The sequence below is a fragment of the Stenotrophomonas maltophilia group sp. RY12688 genome, assembly GCF_052149045.1.
In the GTDB taxonomy this organism is placed as follows: Bacteria; Pseudomonadota; Gammaproteobacteria; order Xanthomonadales; family Xanthomonadaceae; genus Stenotrophomonas; species Stenotrophomonas sepilia.
In genome coordinates, this window is the sequence record NZ_CP197389.1 from 2,292,422 (window position 1) to 2,310,922 (window position 18,501).

At 67.2% G+C, this 18,501-nt stretch carries 17 protein-coding genes; 7 read left to right on the forward strand and 10 right to left on the reverse strand.

The genetic code is table 11. The features are described 5' to 3' along the window. Positions 1-137 precede the first annotated feature (137 nt). The 3 genes from ACS0OT_RS10835 to ACS0OT_RS10845 are packed head-to-tail and all read left to right on the forward strand — an operon-like array spanning position 138 to position 4,285. A complete protein-coding gene (locus ACS0OT_RS10835) occupies positions 138-1,334 on the forward strand; it encodes a cell surface protein (protein WP_139727160.1) in 1,197 nt (398 codons plus the stop codon). Positions 1,335-1,347: 13 nt separating this feature from the next. Continuing rightward, a complete protein-coding gene (locus tag ACS0OT_RS10840) occupies positions 1,348-2,835 on the forward strand; it encodes a DUF6384 family protein (protein ID WP_188238646.1) in 1,488 nt (495 codons plus the stop codon). Positions 2,836-2,851: 16 nt separating this feature from the next. Then, complete coding sequence (locus tag ACS0OT_RS10845) at positions 2,852-4,285, forward strand: hypothetical protein (protein WP_262090700.1); 1,434 nt, start codon at positions 2,852-2,854, stop codon at positions 4,283-4,285. On the opposite strand, the gene ACS0OT_RS10850 is transcribed toward ACS0OT_RS10845, so the two are convergent. Both ACS0OT_RS10850 and ACS0OT_RS10855 read right to left on the reverse strand, forming a co-directional pair. Further along, positions 4,282-5,460 (reverse strand): low temperature requirement protein A, encoded by a 1,179-nt coding sequence (locus tag ACS0OT_RS10850; RefSeq protein ID WP_139727163.1) that lies wholly within the window; start codon positions 5,458-5,460, stop codon positions 4,282-4,284. The two genes, ACS0OT_RS10845 and ACS0OT_RS10850, sit on opposite strands and share 4 nt — an antisense overlap. 9 nt (positions 5,461-5,469) lie before the next feature. Then, entirely contained in the window at positions 5,470-5,736 is a 267-nt protein-coding gene (locus tag ACS0OT_RS10855) for a hypothetical protein (RefSeq protein ID WP_005416705.1), read from the reverse strand. Positions 5,737-5,939: 203 nt separating this feature from the next. On the opposite strand from ACS0OT_RS10855, the gene blaL1 reads away from it, so the two are divergent. Next, positions 5,940-6,809: a L1 family subclass B3 metallo-beta-lactamase gene (gene blaL1, locus ACS0OT_RS10860; RefSeq protein WP_065186493.1), complete on the forward strand. Its 870-nt coding sequence runs from the start codon at positions 5,940-5,942 to the stop codon at positions 6,807-6,809. A 116-nt stretch (positions 6,810-6,925) separates the two neighbouring features. Here the strand turns inward: blaL1 and ACS0OT_RS10865 are convergent, their stop codons facing one another. Further along, positions 6,926-7,465, reverse strand: coding sequence for a DUF411 domain-containing protein (locus tag ACS0OT_RS10865; RefSeq protein ID WP_081275831.1), 540 nt, complete (start codon positions 7,463-7,465; stop codon positions 6,926-6,928). Between the two features lie 481 nt (positions 7,466-7,946). Then, positions 7,947-10,232, reverse strand: a complete 2,286-nt coding sequence (locus ACS0OT_RS10870) for an FdhF/YdeP family oxidoreductase (RefSeq protein ID WP_065186494.1) — start codon at positions 10,230-10,232, stop codon at positions 7,947-7,949. Positions 10,233-10,476: 244 nt separating this feature from the next. Between ACS0OT_RS10870 and fdhD the strand changes: the two genes are divergently transcribed. Both fdhD and ACS0OT_RS10880 read left to right on the forward strand, forming a co-directional pair. Then, positions 10,477-11,316, forward strand: a complete 840-nt coding sequence (gene fdhD / locus ACS0OT_RS10875; protein ID WP_139727164.1) for a formate dehydrogenase accessory sulfurtransferase FdhD — start codon at positions 10,477-10,479, stop codon at positions 11,314-11,316. A gap of 204 nt (positions 11,317-11,520) precedes the next feature. Next, positions 11,521-12,519 (forward strand): TraB/GumN family protein, encoded by a 999-nt coding sequence (locus ACS0OT_RS10880; protein ID WP_442255803.1) that lies wholly within the window; start codon positions 11,521-11,523, stop codon positions 12,517-12,519. A gap of 56 nt (positions 12,520-12,575) precedes the next feature. Here ACS0OT_RS10880 and ACS0OT_RS10885 read toward each other — a convergent pair whose 3' ends face one another. Beyond that, entirely contained in the window at positions 12,576-13,112 is a 537-nt protein-coding gene (locus ACS0OT_RS10885; RefSeq protein WP_065177715.1) for a carboxymuconolactone decarboxylase family protein, read from the reverse strand. Between the two features lie 106 nt (positions 13,113-13,218). Here ACS0OT_RS10885 and ACS0OT_RS10890 point away from each other — a divergent pair, with 106 nt between their 5' ends. Next, complete coding sequence (locus ACS0OT_RS10890) at positions 13,219-14,100, forward strand: AraC family transcriptional regulator (RefSeq protein WP_139727165.1); 882 nt, start codon at positions 13,219-13,221, stop codon at positions 14,098-14,100. A 251-nt stretch (positions 14,101-14,351) separates the two neighbouring features. Here the strand turns inward: ACS0OT_RS10890 and ACS0OT_RS10895 are convergent, their stop codons facing one another. The 5 genes from ACS0OT_RS10895 to ACS0OT_RS10915 all read right to left on the reverse strand — a co-directional run bounded on the left by ACS0OT_RS10895 (position 14,352) and on the right by ACS0OT_RS10915 (position 18,501). Next, positions 14,352-14,909: a TetR/AcrR family transcriptional regulator gene (locus ACS0OT_RS10895; protein WP_065177713.1), complete on the reverse strand. Its 558-nt coding sequence runs from the start codon at positions 14,907-14,909 to the stop codon at positions 14,352-14,354. Positions 14,910-14,913: 4 nt separating this feature from the next. Beyond that, positions 14,914-16,446 (reverse strand): MFS transporter, encoded by a 1,533-nt coding sequence (locus ACS0OT_RS10900; RefSeq protein ID WP_262090707.1) that lies wholly within the window; start codon positions 16,444-16,446, stop codon positions 14,914-14,916. 150 nt (positions 16,447-16,596) lie between these two features. Further along, positions 16,597-17,340, reverse strand: a complete 744-nt coding sequence (locus ACS0OT_RS10905; protein ID WP_329953595.1) for a hypothetical protein — start codon at positions 17,338-17,340, stop codon at positions 16,597-16,599. Beyond that, positions 17,340-17,960, reverse strand: a complete 621-nt coding sequence (locus ACS0OT_RS10910) for a DUF3299 domain-containing protein (RefSeq protein ID WP_235649212.1) — start codon at positions 17,958-17,960, stop codon at positions 17,340-17,342. The genes ACS0OT_RS10905 and ACS0OT_RS10910 overlap by 1 nt, the downstream gene beginning before the upstream one ends. Further along, on the reverse strand, positions 17,950-18,501 hold the full coding sequence (locus ACS0OT_RS10915; protein WP_065177709.1) for a DUF3299 domain-containing protein: 552 nt from the start codon (positions 18,499-18,501) through the stop codon (positions 17,950-17,952). The genes ACS0OT_RS10910 and ACS0OT_RS10915 overlap by 11 nt, the downstream gene beginning before the upstream one ends.

Here is an 18,501-nt window from a genome sequence, read left to right on the forward strand (position 1 = left end):
GCCGGGCCGTCGTCCCTTGACCGGGCCCGCCTGCCGTGCACCGCACGGCTGCTGCTTCCCCTCCCCTTCGTTTCGCAGCAACCTGCCCGTTCCGCATGGCAGGTTCCTCATCGCTTGCCCTGACCGGAGCCGTCGAAATGCCCGAGAACACCCTCCTTGCCACGCCGGCCGCCACCGCGCCGATCAAGTACCTCGACCGCGCCATGGCCACGCTGCGCAGCCTGGGCCTGGCCGCCCCCCAGGACAACAACGCACCGGCCATCGCGCTGGTCTCGCAGCTGTCCACCCTCGACCAGGGCCGCGTGGTGGCCATTGCCCGCGTGCTGCAGCAGTCCGGCCATTTCAATGCCGTGATGCGTGATGAAATCAGCTCGGCCAAGGTGTCCGACCGCTATACCGAGATCATCCGCGCCTTCGACAGCATCCGTGATGACGCCAGCACCATGGTCGAGCAGGTGCGTGACGGCAAGATCGACATGGGCGAGCGCCTGCAGAACCTGTGGATGAAGGTCACCCGCGGCGACATTCCGAGTCGGTTCGAGAAGATCCGCCGTACGTTCCTGGACGTCAGCCGCGATTCGGCCGAGCAGCTGCAGCGTGAGTCGCGAGTGCTGGAGATGTACGGCGACTTCCGCCTGTCGATCAAGGATGCCGAGATCCAGGCCCATGAGCTGTTGAAGCTGCAGGAGCAGGCGCTGGCCGATGCGCGCGAGGCGCTGAAGCAGGCGCAGCAGCGCGTGGAATCGGCCGACCCGTCCGCCGATGCCGCCGACACCGGCCGCCTGGTCATGGCCCGCGACGAGGCCCTGCGCAACAACCAGGCCGAGGAGTCGCGCTACCAGCTGGCCAAGGACCTGGCCGAGAACCTGCAGGTGAACTACGCCACCTCCGAGGCGATCATGCTGCGCGTGCACCAGTCGCATGAGGTCAAGCGCCGCGTCAACGAGCGCTCGGTGGTGTTCTTCTCCACCAATGAGACCAGCTTCACCGCCTTGAACCTGGCATTCACCACGCAGATGGGCCTGCATGAGTCCACGCAGGCGCTCAATGCGATGACCGAGGGCACCTCAAAGGGCCTGGAAGCGGTGGCCAACATTGGCGACGACGTGCTGCACGAGGGCCTGAAGGCCGGCTACGGCGCCACCATCGGCGTCGATTCGGTGCGCAAGCTGGTCGATGCGGTGGTGCGCTTCCAGGAGACCTCGCTGCAGGAGATCGAGCAGCTGCGTGGACAGGCCACGCGCGATTCGGCGGAGATCGCCGAGTATGTCGAACAGGGCAAGCAGCGTTTCGCTGCCCTGCTGCAGGCACCGCCGAGCCCGGAGTCGCGCTGAGGTGAGTGCGACGATGGCCCCTGCCGAGCTGCAGGATGCGCTGCTGACCATGGATGTGGTCGACCAGCTGCGTTACCGCAATGCCGAAATGAAGGCGCTGGCCGACAGCGGCCATGACAAGGCGACGCTGAAGCAGCGCCTGCTTGAGTTGTACCGCTCGCAGGGCATCGAGGTCTCCGACGAGATCCTCGAGGCCGGCATCCAGGCCCAGCGTGAGCAGCGCTACCTCTACACCGCGCCGCGAGGCTGGAAGGCCTGGCTGGCGCGGCGCTGGATCGACCGCAGCCGGCTGCTGAAATGGGCGCTGATGGTAGCCCTGGTGCTGCTGATGCTCGGTGTCCTGCTGGTGATGGCGCGCAGCTTCGGCGCGTTCGTGCACGAGAGCAACGTGCAGAAGAACGTGCAGCTGCTGAACGACAAGGTGGCCGCGCAGCAACAGGAGGCTGCCGCAGCGCGCGCCCTGCTGGCCTCACAGGAACAGGCCCTGCAGGGACTGCTGCCACGTGCCACCGCCAGCGGCGAGCGCCTGCAGCCGCTGACCGAAGGTGCACAGACCGCGCTGGCCGAAGCACAGCGGCGCTTTGCCGACGTTCCCGCCGCGATGGCAACGCTGCCGACCCTTGTGCGCAAAGACAAGCTCACCCGGCTCAGCAGCGGTGGCAGCGCCACCGGCGAGCAGGCGGCCGCGCAGGTGGAACAGCACCGACTGGCAGCGGCGCAACTGCTGGCGCAGGCCAAGGACACCCTGCCTCCGCTGACCGAGCGGGTGAACACCCTCGGCCAGGCGATCGAGGCCAGCGAGCTGCTGGATACCACCAACGCCGCTGCAAAGGCAGCACGCCTCGCGCCGGATGCCGAGCAGGTGCGCGCACGCGCCTACACCGGCGGCGACGTGGCACTGCGCGCGGGCGACATCGCCGCAGCCGGGCAGGCGGTAGCGACCCTGAAGGACCTGATCGGCAGCGCCGACAAACTGGCCGCGCTCAGCGAGCGCCTGGCCCAGCTCAAGGCCGATGGCCTCGCCACCGGCGTCACCGGCGAAGACCGCAAGCGCTTCGAGCGTGCGCTGGAGCAGGCCGCCCGCCTGATCCGGGTCGAGACGCTGGCCGAAGCCGGGCCGGCCCTGGACGAGGCCAGCCAGCTGGTGGCGCTGCTGTCGCAGACCCTGGTCTACCGCATCGTCAACCGCGACGATGAACGCACCGGCGTCTGGCGCTACAACGAAAAGGCCAACGGTGGCCGCAATTACTACCTGGTGACCGAAGCACTGGACGAGGCCGGCAAGGCCACCGAACTGCTGATCCGCAACGAGGAAACCGGCAAGGACGAATGGACCTCGCTGTTCGCCGTGCGCGTGCCCGAGGCCACCTACAACCGCGTTGCCGCCGACAAGCAGGACAACGGCATCATCGAAGACGACCAGATCGGCAGCAAGCCGCGCGGCAGCCTGTCGCCGCGGTTCCGCATGCCCACCACCGGCGGCTACATCACCGAATGGTGATGGGTAAGGAACTGACATGAGAGATCTGAACGAGGCCATTGCTGATGTCGAAGCCGATATCGGCCAGGTGCAGGCACAACTGGCCGCGCGTGGCGACCAGTGCCGGGAACTGATCAAGGAACAGGAAGCGCTGCACGGCGGGGTCCGCGACGACTTCAACACCTTGGCCCGCCTGCAGGCCGAGGCCGCTACCGATGCGCCGCCGATGCTGGCCCGGGACCTGCTGCAGCAGTCCAGCGCCGATCTGCAGCGCCGTGACCGCAAAGCGGCGGTGCTGGCCGACGAACTGCAGGCGCTGCTGGACATCGAGCAGTCGCTGCAGCAGCGGTCGCAGGAGGCCGTTACCGCGCGCGACGCCGCCGGTGGACGCTGGCAGGCCCTGCAGGATCAGGTGGACACCGCGCTGCAAGCGGAACCCACCTACAGGGCCCTGCAGGACGATCTGCAGCTGGCCGTGGCGCGCGCTGACACGGTGGAGCGGATGGCCGCCTCCGCGCAGTCGGAGCGTGACGCCAAGGCCGGCGCCTACCAGGCCGACCCGATCTTCATGTACCTGCATCGACGCGGCTTCGGCAGCACGGCCTATCGCGGTTGGCCGCTGGTGCGCACCGTCGATGGCTGGTTGGCCGAGCTGTGCGGCTTCGACCGTGCCCGCCGCGAGTACGCCACGCTGGTGGAGCTTCCGCCCTATCTGCAGGAACATGCCGGACAGGCCCGTGCCGACATCGAGGCGGCCCGCCAGCCGGTACAGCAGGCCCGCGACGCCGCTCTCGCCCATGCCGGTGGCGACCCGCTGCGCCAGCAACTGCAGGCGGCACAGAGCGCAGTGGCGCAGGCACTGTTGGCCGAGCAGCTGCATCGGCAGACCGTGGATGCCAAGCAGGCACAGATCGATGGCTTCCGCAGCTGGACCGATGCCGAAGGCGGCGCCCTGCTCACCGCGCTGGCGCGCACGCTGTCTGCCAAGAGCATGGACGACCTGTACCGCCGCGTCGCCGCCACCGCCTCCGGCGAGGACGATGCCGTGCTCGAACGCATCCATGGCAGTCGCCTGCGCCTGGGCGAGATCGACGGCATGGTGGCTGAGCACACCCGTGAAATGGCCGTGCTGAAGAAGCGCCTGGACAGCCTGCAGGCTGCGCGCAGGAGCTACCAGGCAGCAGCAGACATCGAACGCCAGGCCTACGAGGCGCCGAGCTACCGGTCCGCCGCGCCGGCCACCGTCGCCGCATCCTTCTTCAGCACCACCCGCGGCCAAAGCACCACCCGCTCCTCTGGCAGCCTGTTCGACCTGCTTTCGGGCGGTTCCAGCAGTTCCAGCTCGAGGTCAAGCTCGCGTTCGAGTTCCAGCTCAAGCTCCAGTTCCGGTTCCAGTTCCAGCGGCAGCAGCTTCCACAGCGGCGGCGGTATCAGCGGCGGCGGTGGCTTCAAGACCGGCGGCGGGTTCTAGCCCGGCAACGACCGGGTGCGCCGCTTCAGCCGCGCATCCAGCACGCCCACGCCCAGCAGCACCAGGCTGGTCAGCCATCCGGCGGCCAGCAGGTGCGTCCATGGCAACACCAGGCACAGCACCAGCAGCGCGGCAGCGCCCAGCAGATGCGAGCGCGGCGCGTGCCCATAGACCACGCGCTTGTACAGGGCACTGCCCAGCAGATAGATCAGCGGGCCTGCCACCATCACGGTCACGTAAACCGGGGTGACGGCCACCCCCGGATGGTCCATGACCAGATCATTGCCCACCGCCGTGGCGATGATGCCGGCGATCAGCAATGCATGCACGTAGTGGAAGTTGGCGCCCATCCGCCCGGGGTCTTCGGCGTGGGTGATGGCCTCTGTGGCATCGCGGCTGGAGATGCCGAAGTACAGCCACCACATGGCAATCGTGCCGGCGAAGGTGGCCAACACCGCTGAAACCACTTCCAGGCTCCAATGCTCGACGTCGCTGAGCACGCCCCCGGTTGCCAGCAACGTCTCGCCCAGTGCGACGATGACGAACAGCTGGCAGCGTTCGGCCAGGTGTCCGCCCTCGATGGTCCAGTCGCGGGTGTGCGAACGGCCCATGCCCGGGAACGCGAAGCCGAACATCGGCGAGATGTATTCGCAGGCCACCGCCACCGCCCACAATGCCAGGCGGAGGTTGCCCTCGGCCGCCGCGCCGGCCAGCCAGAAGCAGGCCGACACGCTGACCCAGGCCAGCATGCGGCGGAAGTTCGGTGCCAACGGATGGCTCCGGCCGACCTCCAGCAGCACGAACGCGGTGCGTCCGACCTGCATCGTGGCGTACGCCCCGGCGAAGATCCACGCACGATCGGCAAACGCCTCGGGAATGGACGAGGACATCAACAACGCCAGCAGCATGGTGGCGAACAGCAGGCCGCGGATGCGCGGCACCTCCGGGTCGAACCAGTTGCTGACCCAGCACGCGTACTGCCAGCCGAGCCAGACCGCGAACCACAGCACCAGCGTCTGCAGTACACCGGCCAGGTCCAGGTGGTGCAGCAGATGGTGGCTGAGCTGGGTGACCGCGAATACGTAGACCAGATCGAAGAACAGTTCTTCGTAGGTCACGCGGGCATGGTGGCCGTCGCGGTGGCGCAGCGCGGGCAAGCGCAGTCGGGTACGCATGGAACTCCTTCAGCGCGCCAGGCGCCAGTACAGGAAACCGGCCAGCAACGCCGGCGCGGCAAACACCAGCAACAGGATCGGCAACTCCTCGCGTACCGCGTAACCGGCCTTGCTGACCCCCACCCACATGTTGGCCACGGCCACCAGCAGCCAGGTAGCGATGAAGGCGATCAGTGCCGTGGGCAGCTGCGAGGTGCCCACGCTCCAGAGACGGCCAAACAGCAGGAACACGCCCAGCAGGAGCACGCCGCCGAGCATCACCATGAGCACATGCATGGTCCACCTCCTTGAGCCTGGGAACAGGCTAGCCCCGGCCGATTGTGCGCAACAGCCCGTGGAGATGGATTCACAGTCCAGAGCAAGCGAACAATCCCGGCATCGGCTGCGGCGAACCTTATGGCAGCCATGAGTTATTCGCGAAACGGGCCGTCCAGGGTACGTGCTAGCTTCATCCGACCCTATCCAGACCCCTCTCCGCCATGCGCCGTTGCCTGACGACCCTTGCCCTGACTGCCACACTTGCCTTTGATGTCACTGCCGCCGACACACCGCTGCCACAGCTGCAGGCCTACACCGTAGACCCATCCTGGCTGCAGCCGATGGCGCCGCTGCAGATCGCCGACCATACCTGGCAGATCGGCACTGAGGACCTGACCGCGCTACTGGTGCAGACCGCCGACGGCGCGGTGCTGCTCGACGGCGGCATGCCGCAGATGGCCAGCCACCTCATCAGCAACATGAAGGTGCGCGACGTGGCGCCGCAGGACCTGCGCTTGATCCTGCTCAGCCATGCGCATGCCGACCATGCGGGCCCGGTGGCAGAACTGAAGCGCCGTACCGGTGCGATGGTGGTAGCCAACGCCGAATCAGCGGTGCTGCTGGCGCGCGGCGGCAGCAACGACCTGCACTTTGGCGACAGCATCACCTTTCCGCCGGCCAGCACCGACCGCATCATCATGGATGGCGAAGTGGTCACGGTGGGTGGCATCGCGTTCACTGCACACTTCATGCCGGGGCACACCCCGGGCAGCACCGCCTGGACCTGGACCGATACCCGCGATGGCAAGCCGGTGCGCATCGCCTACGCCGACAGCCTGAGTGCGCCGGGCTACCAGCTGCAGGGCAACGCCCGCTATCCCCACCTGGTCGAGGACTACCGGCGCAGCTTCGCTACGGTGCGCGGCCTGCCCTGCGACCTGTTGCTGACCCCGCATCCGGGCGCCAGCAACTGGAACTATGCCGCTGGCAGCAAGGCCAGCGACAAGGCACTGAACTGCAAGGCCTACGCGGATGCGGCCGAGAAGAAGTTCGACGCGCAGTTGGCCAAGGAAACGGCCGCAGCACGCTGATCCCGTAGAGCCGAGCCCATGCTCGGCTTGCCGGCCAAACACAGCCGAGCGTGGGCTCGGCTCTACACAGGATGCGTCGAAGAGTGCCGGTCAGAACGACCGGCACCCGCCGTCCATCAGCCACCCTGTCCGTGCTGGGCGAACGGCTCGGTGCTGCCGTCGGTGCGCACCAGCTCGACGGTGTACGGCTGCACGTAGCCATCCGGCATTTCCATGCCCGGCGAACCGGCCGGCATGCCGGGCAGCACCAGCCCGCGCGCGGCCGGGCGTTCGGCCAGCAGGCGCTTGATGTCCTCGGCCGGAACGTGGCCCTCGACCACATACCCGCCGATCTCGGCGGTATGGCAGGACGCCTTGCCGACCGGCACGCCCAGGCGAACCTTGATCGGGTTCATGTCGTCGGTGTCATGCACCTCCACCTGGAAGCCGGCGGCCTTCAGGTGGTCGACCCAGATGCCACAGCAGCCGCAGCTGGCGGTCTTGTGCACGATGGCCACCGGCAAGGCCGGATCGACCTTGGCCGGGCTGGCCTGGATCGGTGCCACCGGTGCTGCGCTGGCGATCGGTGCGGCGGCGGATTCTTCGGCGGCACGTGCACAGGCGGTCGTGGCCAACACGGTACCCAGCAGCAGGCCGAGGGAGAGAGTACGGTTCATTGCGTGATTCCTTTGCAGAGGCGGGCAACGCGGCCCGTCGCCCGCGCATCGAAGGCACAGGCAGAGTCGAGAAAAGTCGAGCAACTACGGCAGGCGCTTGAGGCCTGCAGGGAATCACGCGATAGGGGGCCGCAACGGGTCCGGCATCGGCGGCGGTGCGCGTTGCCGGGTACTGGCGGCTACCGGCGCCTCGCGCCACGGCGAGGCGGGCATACCGCTCGACATGGCCAGCATGCCAAGGCAGGCCGGCGGGCATTCACACTCACCACTCTGGCAGGCCGCCGGGGCCGCATCATCGCAGCAGCCGGCTGCCGCCATCGCGGCCGAGTGCGGTGCAGCGCAGTGATCCTGGTTGGCCGACCCGCTGTACGAAGATGAGGCAAGCGCGAGCGCCGGTGCATTCAGCACCAGGGCGACAAGCAGCATCCATCGCAGCAGCAGGCCAGGCAGGTTCACCTGCCGATGATAGCCGATGCGCGTGTCACGCAGTCGCCGCCGCCATTGCACTCATCCGCACCGGAATCGACTTGGCAGCGGGCGTGCCGCTGATGCGGTCGTAGTAGTCCAGTGGCAACAACGGGTTCAGTTCCGGGTAGTACCCGGCCAGCGCGCCGCGCGGCATCGGGTAGTCCAGTACGGTCAGGCCCTCGACGCGCCGCTGCACGCCATCGCGGCTGATCGTCTCCAGGCTGACCAGCGCCTCCTTCTCCAGACCGCGCGCCAGCCGGTCCTCGATGTTCATGAACAGCACCATGCGATCGTTGTACACGCCGCGATAGCGATCATTGTAGCTGTAGATGGTGGTGTTGTACTGATCATGCGAGCGCACGGTGGCCAACCGCAACATGTCCGGATCGTGCACCGGATCGTCCACGTCCAGGCCGGGCATCACCAGGATGTTGGCCTTGCCATTGGGCGTGGGCCACACGCGCCGGCGCGGCGGAATGTCCAGATGGAAACCGTGCGGCTGCTGGATGCGCGCGTTGAAGCCGGTGTAGATCTCCGGGTACACGGCAGCGATGAGTTCGCGAATAGGTGCATAGTCGTGCATGCAGCGCGCCCAGTCGACCTTGCTGTGCGGCAGCGCAGCCATCGCCATGCGGCAGACGATCTCGACCTCGGGCAGCACCTCCGTGCTGACCGGTTCGAGCACGCCGCGCGAGGCGGTCACGTTCGACATCGCGTCTTCGATGGTGACGAACTGCTCGCCGGCCGGCGTGACGATGCGCTCCGAGCGCGCCACTACCGGCAGGATCAGCGCATCGCGGCCATGAACCAGATGACCTCGATTGAGCTTGGTGGCGATGCCCACGGTCAGGTCCAGCCCACGCATCGCTTCATACGCGCGAGGCGTATCGGGCACCGCATGGATGAAGTTGCCCCCCAGGCCGATGAACACCTTGGCGCTGCCGTCCAGCATCGCCTCGATGGACTCGACCACATGGTGGCCATGCTCACGCGGCGGATCGAAGCCGAACACCTGCTGCACGCGGTCCAGGTAGGCCGGCTTGGGCTTCTCGTCGATGCCGACGGTGCGGTCGCCCTGCACATTGGAATGACCACGGATCGGCCCTATGCCAGCACCGGGCTTGCCGAAGTTGCCACGCAGCATCAGCAGGTTGGCGACCTGCTGCAGCAGGCGCGAGCCGTACTGATGCTGGGTCAGGCCCATGCCGTAGCAGATCACGGTGGCCTTGGAGCGGATGTAGATCTCCGCACAGCGGTGTATCTGCGCCTGCGAGATGCCGGATACCTGCACGATCTGGTCCCAGTCCTGCGCCAACACATCCTCGCGCAGCGCCTCCAGGCCCACTGTGTGTTCTGACAGGAAATCATGGTCGAGCACGCGCTCGCCCTGCGCCTCGCGCTCGAACATCACCTTCATCATGCCCTTGATCAGGGCCAGGTCGCCGCCGATGCGGATGTGCACGAACTCGCTGGTGATCTCGGTCGAACCGAACGTGGCCATCTGCACCACGTCCTGCGGCTCGGCAAAGCGGATCAGCGCGCGCTCGGGCATCGGATTGACCGCCACAATCGGGATGCCGCGTTTGCGCGCATCGACCAGGTTGCTCATCATCCGCGGTGAATTGGTGCCGGTGTTCTGGCCGATCACGAAGATCGCCTCGGCGTGCTCGAAATCCTGCAGCACGATGGTGCCCTTGCCCACCCCGATGGCCGGCGGCAGCCCGCGGCTGGTCGGCTCGTGGCACATGTTCGAGCAGTCCGGGAAGTTGTTGGTACCAAACTCGCGCACGAAGATCGAATACAGGAACGCCGCTTCGTTGGGCGTGCGCCCGGAGGTGTAGAACTCGGCCTGGTGTGGGCTGTCCAGCGCCTGCAGGTGGCGACCGATCAGTGCAAAGGCATCGTCCCAGCTGCACGGCACGTAGTGGTCGGTGGCTGCGTCGTAGCGCATCGGCTCGGTCAGCCGGCCCTGCATCTCCAACCAGTAGTCGGTCTGCGCCATCAGCTCCGTGACGGTGTGGCGGGCGAACAACTCGCGGCCGGCCCGGAACTCCGTAGCCTCCCAGGCCAGTGCCTTCGCGCCGTTCTCGCAGAACTCCAGCTTCCTGCGTTCGTCGGCATCGGGGAACGCGCAGCTGGGGCACTTGAAGCCACCGGGCTGGTTCATCGCCAGCAGCGCCTTCGACCCCTTGCCGATCACACTCTGCTGCAGCAGCACCTTGGCGGTGGCACCGGCGGCACCCCAGCCGCCGGCAGGCTGGTTGTAGGGCTTGTAACGCGGCGGTTTCTGCTCGGACATGTTCGGGAACCTTACGGAAGGAACGCAGCAACAATCGGCACAACGCGGTCCGGCGGCGCAGTCAATGGCACGACCAGCCGCACAGTCAAGCACGGCCTGCGCGGCTTCGCCAGAGGGTACAGGCGGTTTTCAGCACAACCTGCCATGGCAACGGTTACAGCCGCGTCTGCGCGCGACCACTGCGCTATCCTCGAAACCGCAGGCGGTGGCCCGCCCGCGTTTCTCCCTTGTCCGGACGCGCTGCATGCCTGATTCGATCCCGCCGCACACCCCACCTGCCGGCACCGCCCAACGCCCGCTGCAGCGCTGGCGCAACGAGGGGCAACAGCAGCAGGTCGATGTGGTGGCCGAAGAAGTGCCGGTGGCGCTGCGCTACAACGGCGCCGCCTTTGCGGTGATGATGGCCACACCGTGCGACCTGGAAGACTTCGCGCTCGGCTTCTCGCTCAGCGAAGGCCTGATCGACACCCCCTCGCAGCTGCTGTCGATCGAGATCCGCCCGCAGCTGGAAGGCATCGGGTTACAGATGACCGTGGCTGAGGAGGCACCCGGTGCCGACCTGGACCCGTCCAATGGACGCCTGCTGCCCGGTCGTGGTGGCTGTGGCCTGTGCGGCACGCGCCAGCTGGAAGAAGTGCTGCGCCCACTGCCGCAGATCCGCGAGCGACGCAGCTACTCGCCCGCCGCTCTGCAGCGCGCGCTGGCCACGCTGACGCAGCACCAGCCGATGAATGCGGCAAGCGGCTCCACCCACGCCGCGGCCTGGGCCGATGCCAGTGGACGCATCGGCTGGGTGCGGGAGGATGTCGGACGCCACAATGCACTGGACAAGCTGATCGGTGCGCTGCACCACAACGAACACGCCATCGAAGGCAGCCTGCTGGTGATTTCCAGCCGGGCCAGCTACGAAATGGTCAGCAAGGCGGTGCGCGCCGGTGCCAGCGTACTGGCTGCAGTCTCGGCACCGACCGCGCTGGCGATCGACCTGGCCCGCAGTGCCGGCCTGTGCCTGGTCGGGTTCGCGCGGGAGAGCGGGTTCAATGTGTATACCCATCCGGACCGGTTGCAGGCGGACGACCGGTAATCTCCGCTGCGTAGGGTCGACTATCACTCGTGGCGCGAGGTTTCCGGGCACCTGAAGGACGAGCAGTCGATTAACTGTCGACTCTACCGCAACGGCTTCCGGGCCCCTCGCCCAGCCAAGGCGAAATCGTCGTAGTTCGATAGCCAGCAATCGGCGCGCCACGCACCATCGAGGACACTCATCATGGTCCTTTCTGGAGTTCCCATGTCGGCTGCCCGGCAACCACGTTCACTGCTGTCGGTTTCCCTTGATGTTTCCGTGCACCGTACGTTGGCAGGTGCGCCGGCTTCCGGAAGCCGCGGAACCAAGGTAACGGATGCCCTGCCTCCCCCCACGATCCGTGCAGAAGGTCCGGCGCTCTGGCAGGGAAGGCGTGAAGAGGCCCACCTGTGGATCCTGCCCGTCCCCACCGCGCTACCCGGATCGATGCGATGCGTGACGGGCGAAGCAGGACGCATTGCCGCGGTTGCGCACACCATTCTGGGCCGGCCGAAGGTGGACATCACCGGCAGATGGGAGGGCTCGGGACTGAGCGCGTTGTTCACACTGGCCCGTGCGGTGTCTGAAGCCGAAACCATCCACCACAATCCCGACAACCTGACCCTGAAGGATGTTCTGCCGGCGGACGTCCATGCAGAATGGCAAGCGGCATTGAATGAGTGCGGAATCGATCCAATCGAGCTGGAACGCCTGCGTCCCCACTTCGCGGCCAGAGCGCTGCGCAAGGCCGTCATGGCCAGGCATCAGCTGGAGTCGCCGAAGGCATTCTGCAAGGAGCTGCGCAGGATAGGACGCGCGGGTGGAGCCCGCTACTTCGTGCCGCGCACTGAACTGGCTATCGACATCGCGGCAGCTGACGACTGCGGCAAACCGCATCCTGCACTGGATGACACGACACGGTTTGCGGTGCAGGTCGAACGACTCCGTCGCCTTCACGATACCGCCCGTGTTCAGTCCAAGGCCTGGGCGCATGGCGATGCCCTTGGCATGGGTGGGCATGACGTGCCTATGGATATGCACGTGACAGCGACTGGCAGCAACGAGCTGGACACGCTTCGACGCGAGGCCTGGCTCAGCGCAGTGGAAGCCGTAACTGCGGGAAGATCAACCACGCTTGCGATGCTCGATATTGCAGATGCGTTCGACGGGAACGGCTACATCAGAGCGCTGCGCGAACGCGGTTTCAGCTTCCAGCCGGCGTAGCCACTGAGCTGCGGGCCTGAGTCCGGGCAGCACTCTGCTGCCCGGAGCAATTGCACTCAGCGCAGCGCGACCTTCGGGAAGTCCACCGGCACGTCGAACGCCACGTTGACGTAGTTGGTGAACAGGTTGAGCGCCACATGCGCGAGGATCTCCACGATCTGCTCATCATCGAAGCCAGCCGCGCGCAGCGCCTGCACGTCGCCGTCGGCGATCTGCGCACGCTGCTCGACCACCTTCAACGCGAAGTCGAGCGCCGCCGCAGTGGCCGGGTCGCTGGACTGGCCGATTTGCGCGGCGGTCATCTGCTCGCTGCTGGCGCCGGCCTTGCGGCCCAATGCCGTGTGCGCGGCCAGGCAGTACTCGCAGGCGTTGCGGTTGGCGATGGCCACGGCGATCTGCTCGCCCAGCAGCGGCGACAGGCGACCGCCGCCCAGCGCGCCGAACGAACCCCACATGCTCTGCAGGGCGGCTGGCGAGTTGGCCACGGCGCGGAACATGGCCGGGGTGGCGCCGAAAGCGGCGTGGACCTGACCCAGCAGGGCCTGGCGGTCGGCGGTGGTGTTGGCGGCATCGATCAGGGGGACACGGGACATGGTGGATCTCCTTGGGAAAGCGCCCGGGATTGGACGACCCGCTCATCCTAGGTAGACTCGCTGGACGCTTCAGGCGCAATCAGCCACACATGTTGTCCATTCATCCATGAGCACGCCCACCGACACCTCCCCACCCGACCGTCTCTCCTCCCTGCTGGAGCGCTTCCGGGTGCAGGCCGCGCTGTTCCACAGTGGTCCGCTGTGCGGGCGCCATGTCTTCGAGCCGCAGCCCGGTCGTGCCTTCCTGCACATCCTGCGCCAGGGTGAAATGGAGGTCCGTCATCCCGACGGCGATATCGCGCTGCCCCGGTTGAAGATCGACACACCCAGCCTGCTGCTGTATCCGCAACCGCTGCACCATGTGTTCTTCAATGCACCGCTGGAAGGCCCGGATTTCACCTGCGCCACGCTGGATTTCGATGGCGGCGCGCGTAATCCGATCGTGCAGTCGCTGCCGCCGGTGATGGTGGTGCCACTGGCCGCGATCGGCGAACTGGATGAAACCCTGCAGCTGCTGTTTGCCGAGGCCGATCGCCAGCGCTGTGGTTCACGGCTGCTGACCAATCGCCTGTTCGAGGTGGCGCTGATCCAGATCCTGCGCTGGGTGGTCGACCACCCGGATGCAGCGGGTGTCAGTCATGGACTGATGCGCGGGCTGTCCGACGCGAGGCTGGCACGCACGCTGGTGGCGATGCACCAGGCACCGCAGGACGAATGGACGCTGCCCCGTATGGCCGCGATCGCCGGCATGTCGCGCAGCGCATTCGCGGCAGTGTTCAAGGAGGTGATGAAGGCGACGCCGGCCGCCTATCTGCTGGACTGGCGGCTGAGCCTGGCCTGCGCGCAGCTGCGGGCCGGCGTGGCAGTCAAGCAGGTGGCGGTCGAGGTGGGGTTTGCCGATACCGCGTCGTTGTCGAAGGCGTTCCGCAAGCGGTTGGGGGCGTCGCCCAGGGCCTGGTTGGCCGCGAGCGCCGCCCAGGCTGGGTAAAGGGTGAGGGGGTAGAGTCGGCCGCTGGTCGACTATCGCGCGACGCGCGGGATGTTCGTTGTCCGACCGAAGGACAGTCGACTAACGATCGACTCTACCGATGTGGCATTTTCGTGATCTGACCGAAGAGCAGCCGACCAGCGGTCGGCTCTACCACGGACGATCGAAGCGGCATTTTCATGGCCTGACCGAAGGGCAGCCGACCAGCGGTCGGCTCTACCACGGGCGATGTCTGCGCGCCGACCGGCCGCTCAACGGGACGTGCCGTCAGACTTCGCCAGCAGCCCGGCGATGCGCTCGGCCACCTGGGCGCGCACGCCTTCATCCAGCTGCCCTTCGTACATCGCCTCGTAGATCCACAGGCCGTCGGCGGCCAGCCGTGCTACGAAATTGTCGAGCGCGGCCGGGTCATTCAGCCCGGCCGACGGCGGCAACGGCGCCCAGCGGCGTACCGCCGGGCCCCACGGGCGCTCATCGGCGTCCGGGTCGGCCGATTCGAGCATGAACATCAGCTCGGCACGGGTAGCGCTCTGCGCCGAGACGCGCACGAAGGTCTGGTAACGCTCCAGCGCCGAGGCTTCGTCCGCACGCTTGCCCAGCAGCGTTTCCATCGACGACTCCCAGGCCTGCACCAGGTGCTCGTCGATGCCGCGCAGCAGTGCCTCGCGCGACGGGAAGTGGTACAGCAGGCCGCCGCGGGTCAGCTTGGCCTCGGCCGCCACCGACTCGAAGGTCACCGCTCGCACGCCATCACGATTGATCACGTTGACGGCGGCGTCGAGGATGCGGTCGCGTTTGCTGGTTCTCATCGTTTCATTTTACGCGATCGGCCGCGCCCTCGCGGCCGCCGATGCGGCCGCGCAGCAGGCGCGCGATGATCGCCGCGCCCACTGCCAATACCGTCGTGATCACCAGCAGCACGATCTGGTAGCCACGGTCATACGCGGCCGCAGCCAGTGCGAACCACTCACCCTGCCCGCTCTCGCGCGCGACATGCAGCGCCTGGGTGAAACCCTCGCGGGCAAGCACCGGCATATCGGCCGAGACCGGCAGGAACGCGCTGTACATCGCCGCGCTCAAGCTGCCCAGCATCGCCACCGCCAGCAGGCCACCGAATTCGTAGGATACCTCTTCGACCGACGAGGCCATGCCTGCGCGGTGTGCCGGCACATTGTTGAGGATGGCGGTGGATGCCACCGAGATGGCCGAGCCCATGCCGAAGCCGGTGATGGCCATACCAGCCACCACCCAGCCAAGGCCGTGCGGGAAGCCGAACGCCACCATGCCGACGCCCAGCGCACCTGCGGCCAGGCCACCACAGATCAGCGGGCGCAGGCCCACCCGGTGCAGGATGCTGCCGCCCAGAAGCGCGCTCGGAAGGCTGCCCATTGCCGCCACCGAGACCAGCAGACCCGCCTGCAGCGGCGTGAAGCCTGCCACCAGCTGGAAGCGCTGGGTGGTGACCAGCTGCAGGCCGGCCATCGCGAACAGGGTGAACACTGCCGACAGCGTGCCGGCCAGGAACGCAGGATTGCGGAAAATCGCAAAGTCCAGCAGCGGGTACGGCAGCTGTTGCTGGCGGCGCGCGAACGCCGCACCGCTGATGACGGCCAACAGCAGCGCGCCTGCGCCCAGCGCGTACGACGGCGGCGTAGCGATCAGCGACTTGATCGCCAGCACCAGGCCGGACAGTGCGGCCAATGCCAGCACCGAGGACACAAGGTCCCATGGCCGCGAGGTGTCACGCTGTCCTTCCGGCGCCAGCAGCAGCGTGGCCACGAACGCGACCACCACCACCGGCACGTTGATCAGGAACACCGAGCCCCACCAGAAGTGCTGCAGCAACCAACCGCCAATGATCGGGCCGAGCGCCGCACCGATGATGGCCACCGAACCCCAGATCGCGATGGCGATGTTGCGTTCGCGCTCTTCGTGGAAGCTCAGACCGATCAGCGCCAACGTGGCTGGCATCATCGCTGCGGCACCGACTGCCAGGAGGGCTCGTGCGGCAATCAGCTGAGCTGCGGTGTCGGCGAACGCCGCGGCCAGCGAGGCGACGCCGAACACCACCAGGCCGATCAGGAACATGCGGCGATGACCGATGCGGTCGCCCAGCGTGCCCGCACCCAGCAGCAGGCCGGCCATCACCAGCGGATAGGCGTTGACGATCCACAGCGCCTGGCCGGCACTGGCCGAGAGTTCCTCGGTCAGCGTAGGCAGTGCGGTGTAGAGCACGGAGTTGTCGAGCGTGACCAGCAGCAGGCCGGCGGCGACGGTAAACAACAGCGCCCAGCGACGGGCACGCGACAGGGCCGGAGCACCGGCCAGGGGCTGGGACAAAGCCATGGGGAAACCTGATGGGGAGCGGAAAACGGCCATAACTATACAGGATGTCCTGTATAGTTATGAAAACAGCGCCGCCGATTCAGATTGGGGCCCGGGCAATGTTCATGTTGTCGTGCCCTCATGCCGGGTCGTGCCCGGTGTCAGGGATCATCACCGACAGTCTTCCGGCAGCGCGGCAACCGCCGATACCACCGCCGCCTGCATGCCCTTCCCCACAGCCATGTCCAGTTCCCCGCTAGTTCCGCCATGCTGGCGCCGCAGTTCGTCCTCGCACAGCCCGCGCACCCGCGCACGGGCCTGTGCGCGCAGGCTGCTGCACCGCCAATCGGTGCCGCCCAAAGGCAACACCGAGTACACCACGCTGTTGCAGGCATTGCCGGCGCGCTGCTGCAACGACAGCCCGCCGAAATCCCGCGGTTCGCTGCTGCGTTGCGGGTCGAAGTAGCTGTCCGGGAACGTGCGCGCGTACTGTTCGATGTCCACGGCCATGCGGCGTCCACCGGCCAACGGCATCTGCAGCGTCTGCCCGCACGGCGTCGCGTCGGCGCGATGCTGGATGTACTGGTAGATCGGCCGGTCCAGCGATGGATCCTGCTGGGTCACCGCGCTGACTGCCGCCAGCACAGGCAGCGATGCACGATTGGCCATGCGCGCCAACACTCCCGCCTGCGCCGGCTGGCAGCGGTCGCGCAATGTTGCCGCGAGCAGGAACAGCACGTCGTTGCGGAATGCGTGGTCGTCACCCAGGCGCTGTTCGATGCGCTGGCTGGCATTGGACGTCGGCGCCGGAAACGCGACCGCAGGCGGCGCGATGGGTGCGCGCTGCCGCTGCCACCAAAGCAGCACCCCCGCGCCCAGCAGCACCCCGGCAGCCATGATCCAGCGCCGCGGCATCAGTTGTGGATCGCCGTCAGCGTGGCCGCCGCAGCATCGTAGGACGCGCTGGCGATGTCCGCGTCGAAACGCTTCACCTGCAGGCGGCCGGCAAGCCGGTACGGATCCCACAGATCGCCCAACGCGATCGGCGTCGCCAGGGTCACGTGGATGATCTGGTTGGGTGGCGGCGGCGGCACGTGGATGCAGGCCCCGTAGAACGGCACGAACAGCAGTTCATCGACCAGGCCGGCATCGTTGGTGCCGAGCGGCACCACGTAGCCATCCAGATCGACCGCGCGACCATCGACAGCGTCGACCACGCGCGAAGAGCCGAACTGCTTGGCGCGGTCCGGGCTGGAATGGTCGATCTCCTGCCCCGGCGGCGTGCCCGAGCCGGTGTCGTCGATCAGGCCACCCACGCCCTCCATCCCATTGCGTGACAGGCCGATCTGAGGGGGCGGTCGCTGGTAGGTCACTTCGTCGGGCCGCAACGCGTCCCAACGGTCGATGGGGGCTTCGCCCGTGGCCGAGGGTGCCGCTCTGTCCTGCGGCGTGACCACCACGGCGTCGCTGCCCGGCGCCGTACAGCCCGCCAGCCACAGGCATCCCAGCATGAGCAGCAGGTGGCTACGGTTCATAGGGCCTCAGCTGTGCATCACGCATGGTGTAGGCCGAACCGGCCAGATCGTCATCCAACCGTTCGGCACGCAGTGTGCCGGCCAGGAAGAACGGCGAGTACATGTCGGGCATGTCGATCGGGCGTGGCAGCACCACGTGCACGATCTGGTTCGGCGGCGGGGGTGGCACGTGGATGCAGGCGCCGTAGTACGGCACGAACAGGAATTCAGTCAGCCGCCCGTCCTGCGCGTTGGCCAGCGGTACCACGTAACCCGGCAGGCGAACCGGTCGCTGCAGCACCGTATCCACCGTACGGAACGTACCGAACTGCGGCATGCGCCGGTTGCCGTTGTGCTCGACCTCCGGGCCCTCGCCCCGCTCCAGCGCGGCCAGCTCGTCCTTCGGCATCATCTGCAACCAGTCCAGTTCCTGCTCTGCCGCATCCGCAGCGTCAGCGCGGTCGACAACCGGCGAGGGTGGCAAGGCCTGCACACCGGTATCCACCGGCCGCTCGCAGGCGGCCAGGGCCAACACCATCGGCAGCGACAGCATCCAGCGCAT

What these genes read in the sequence shown, in the direction of transcription:
- ACS0OT_RS10835 (WP_139727160.1), top strand. Translation starts at nt 138, where the DNA reads ATGCCCGAGAACACCCTCCTTGCCACGCCGGCCGCCACCGCGCCGATC.
- ACS0OT_RS10840 (WP_188238646.1), top strand. Translation starts at nt 1,348, where the DNA reads ATGGCCCCTGCCGAGCTGCAGGATGCGCTGCTGACCATGGATGTGGTC.
- ACS0OT_RS10845 (WP_262090700.1), top strand. Translation starts at nt 2,852, where the DNA reads ATGAGAGATCTGAACGAGGCCATTGCTGATGTCGAAGCCGATATCGGC.
- ACS0OT_RS10850 (WP_139727163.1), bottom strand. Translation starts at nt 5,460, where the DNA reads ATGCGTACCCGACTGCGCTTGCCCGCGCTGCGCCACCGCGACGGCCAC.
- ACS0OT_RS10855 (WP_005416705.1), bottom strand. Translation starts at nt 5,736, where the DNA reads ATGCATGTGCTCATGGTGATGCTCGGCGGCGTGCTCCTGCTGGGCGTG.
- blaL1 (WP_065186493.1), top strand. Translation starts at nt 5,940, where the DNA reads ATGCGCCGTTGCCTGACGACCCTTGCCCTGACTGCCACACTTGCCTTT.
- ACS0OT_RS10865 (WP_081275831.1), bottom strand. Translation starts at nt 7,465, where the DNA reads ATGAACCGTACTCTCTCCCTCGGCCTGCTGCTGGGTACCGTGTTGGCC.
- ACS0OT_RS10870 (WP_065186494.1), bottom strand. Translation starts at nt 10,232, where the DNA reads ATGTCCGAGCAGAAACCGCCGCGTTACAAGCCCTACAACCAGCCTGCC.
- fdhD (WP_139727164.1), top strand. Translation starts at nt 10,477, where the DNA reads ATGCCTGATTCGATCCCGCCGCACACCCCACCTGCCGGCACCGCCCAA.
- ACS0OT_RS10880 (WP_442255803.1), top strand. Translation starts at nt 11,521, where the DNA reads ATGTCGGCTGCCCGGCAACCACGTTCACTGCTGTCGGTTTCCCTTGAT.
- ACS0OT_RS10885 (WP_065177715.1), bottom strand. Translation starts at nt 13,112, where the DNA reads ATGTCCCGTGTCCCCCTGATCGATGCCGCCAACACCACCGCCGACCGC.
- ACS0OT_RS10890 (WP_139727165.1), top strand. Translation starts at nt 13,219, where the DNA reads ATGAGCACGCCCACCGACACCTCCCCACCCGACCGTCTCTCCTCCCTG.
- ACS0OT_RS10895 (WP_065177713.1), bottom strand. Translation starts at nt 14,909, where the DNA reads ATGAGAACCAGCAAACGCGACCGCATCCTCGACGCCGCCGTCAACGTG.
- ACS0OT_RS10900 (WP_262090707.1), bottom strand. Translation starts at nt 16,446, where the DNA reads ATGGCTTTGTCCCAGCCCCTGGCCGGTGCTCCGGCCCTGTCGCGTGCC.
- ACS0OT_RS10905 (WP_329953595.1), bottom strand. Translation starts at nt 17,340, where the DNA reads ATGCCGCGGCGCTGGATCATGGCTGCCGGGGTGCTGCTGGGCGCGGGG.
- ACS0OT_RS10910 (WP_235649212.1), bottom strand. Translation starts at nt 17,960, where the DNA reads ATGAACCGTAGCCACCTGCTGCTCATGCTGGGATGCCTGTGGCTGGCG.
- ACS0OT_RS10915 (WP_065177709.1), bottom strand. Translation starts at nt 18,501, where the DNA reads ATGCGCTGGATGCTGTCGCTGCCGATGGTGTTGGCCCTGGCCGCCTGC.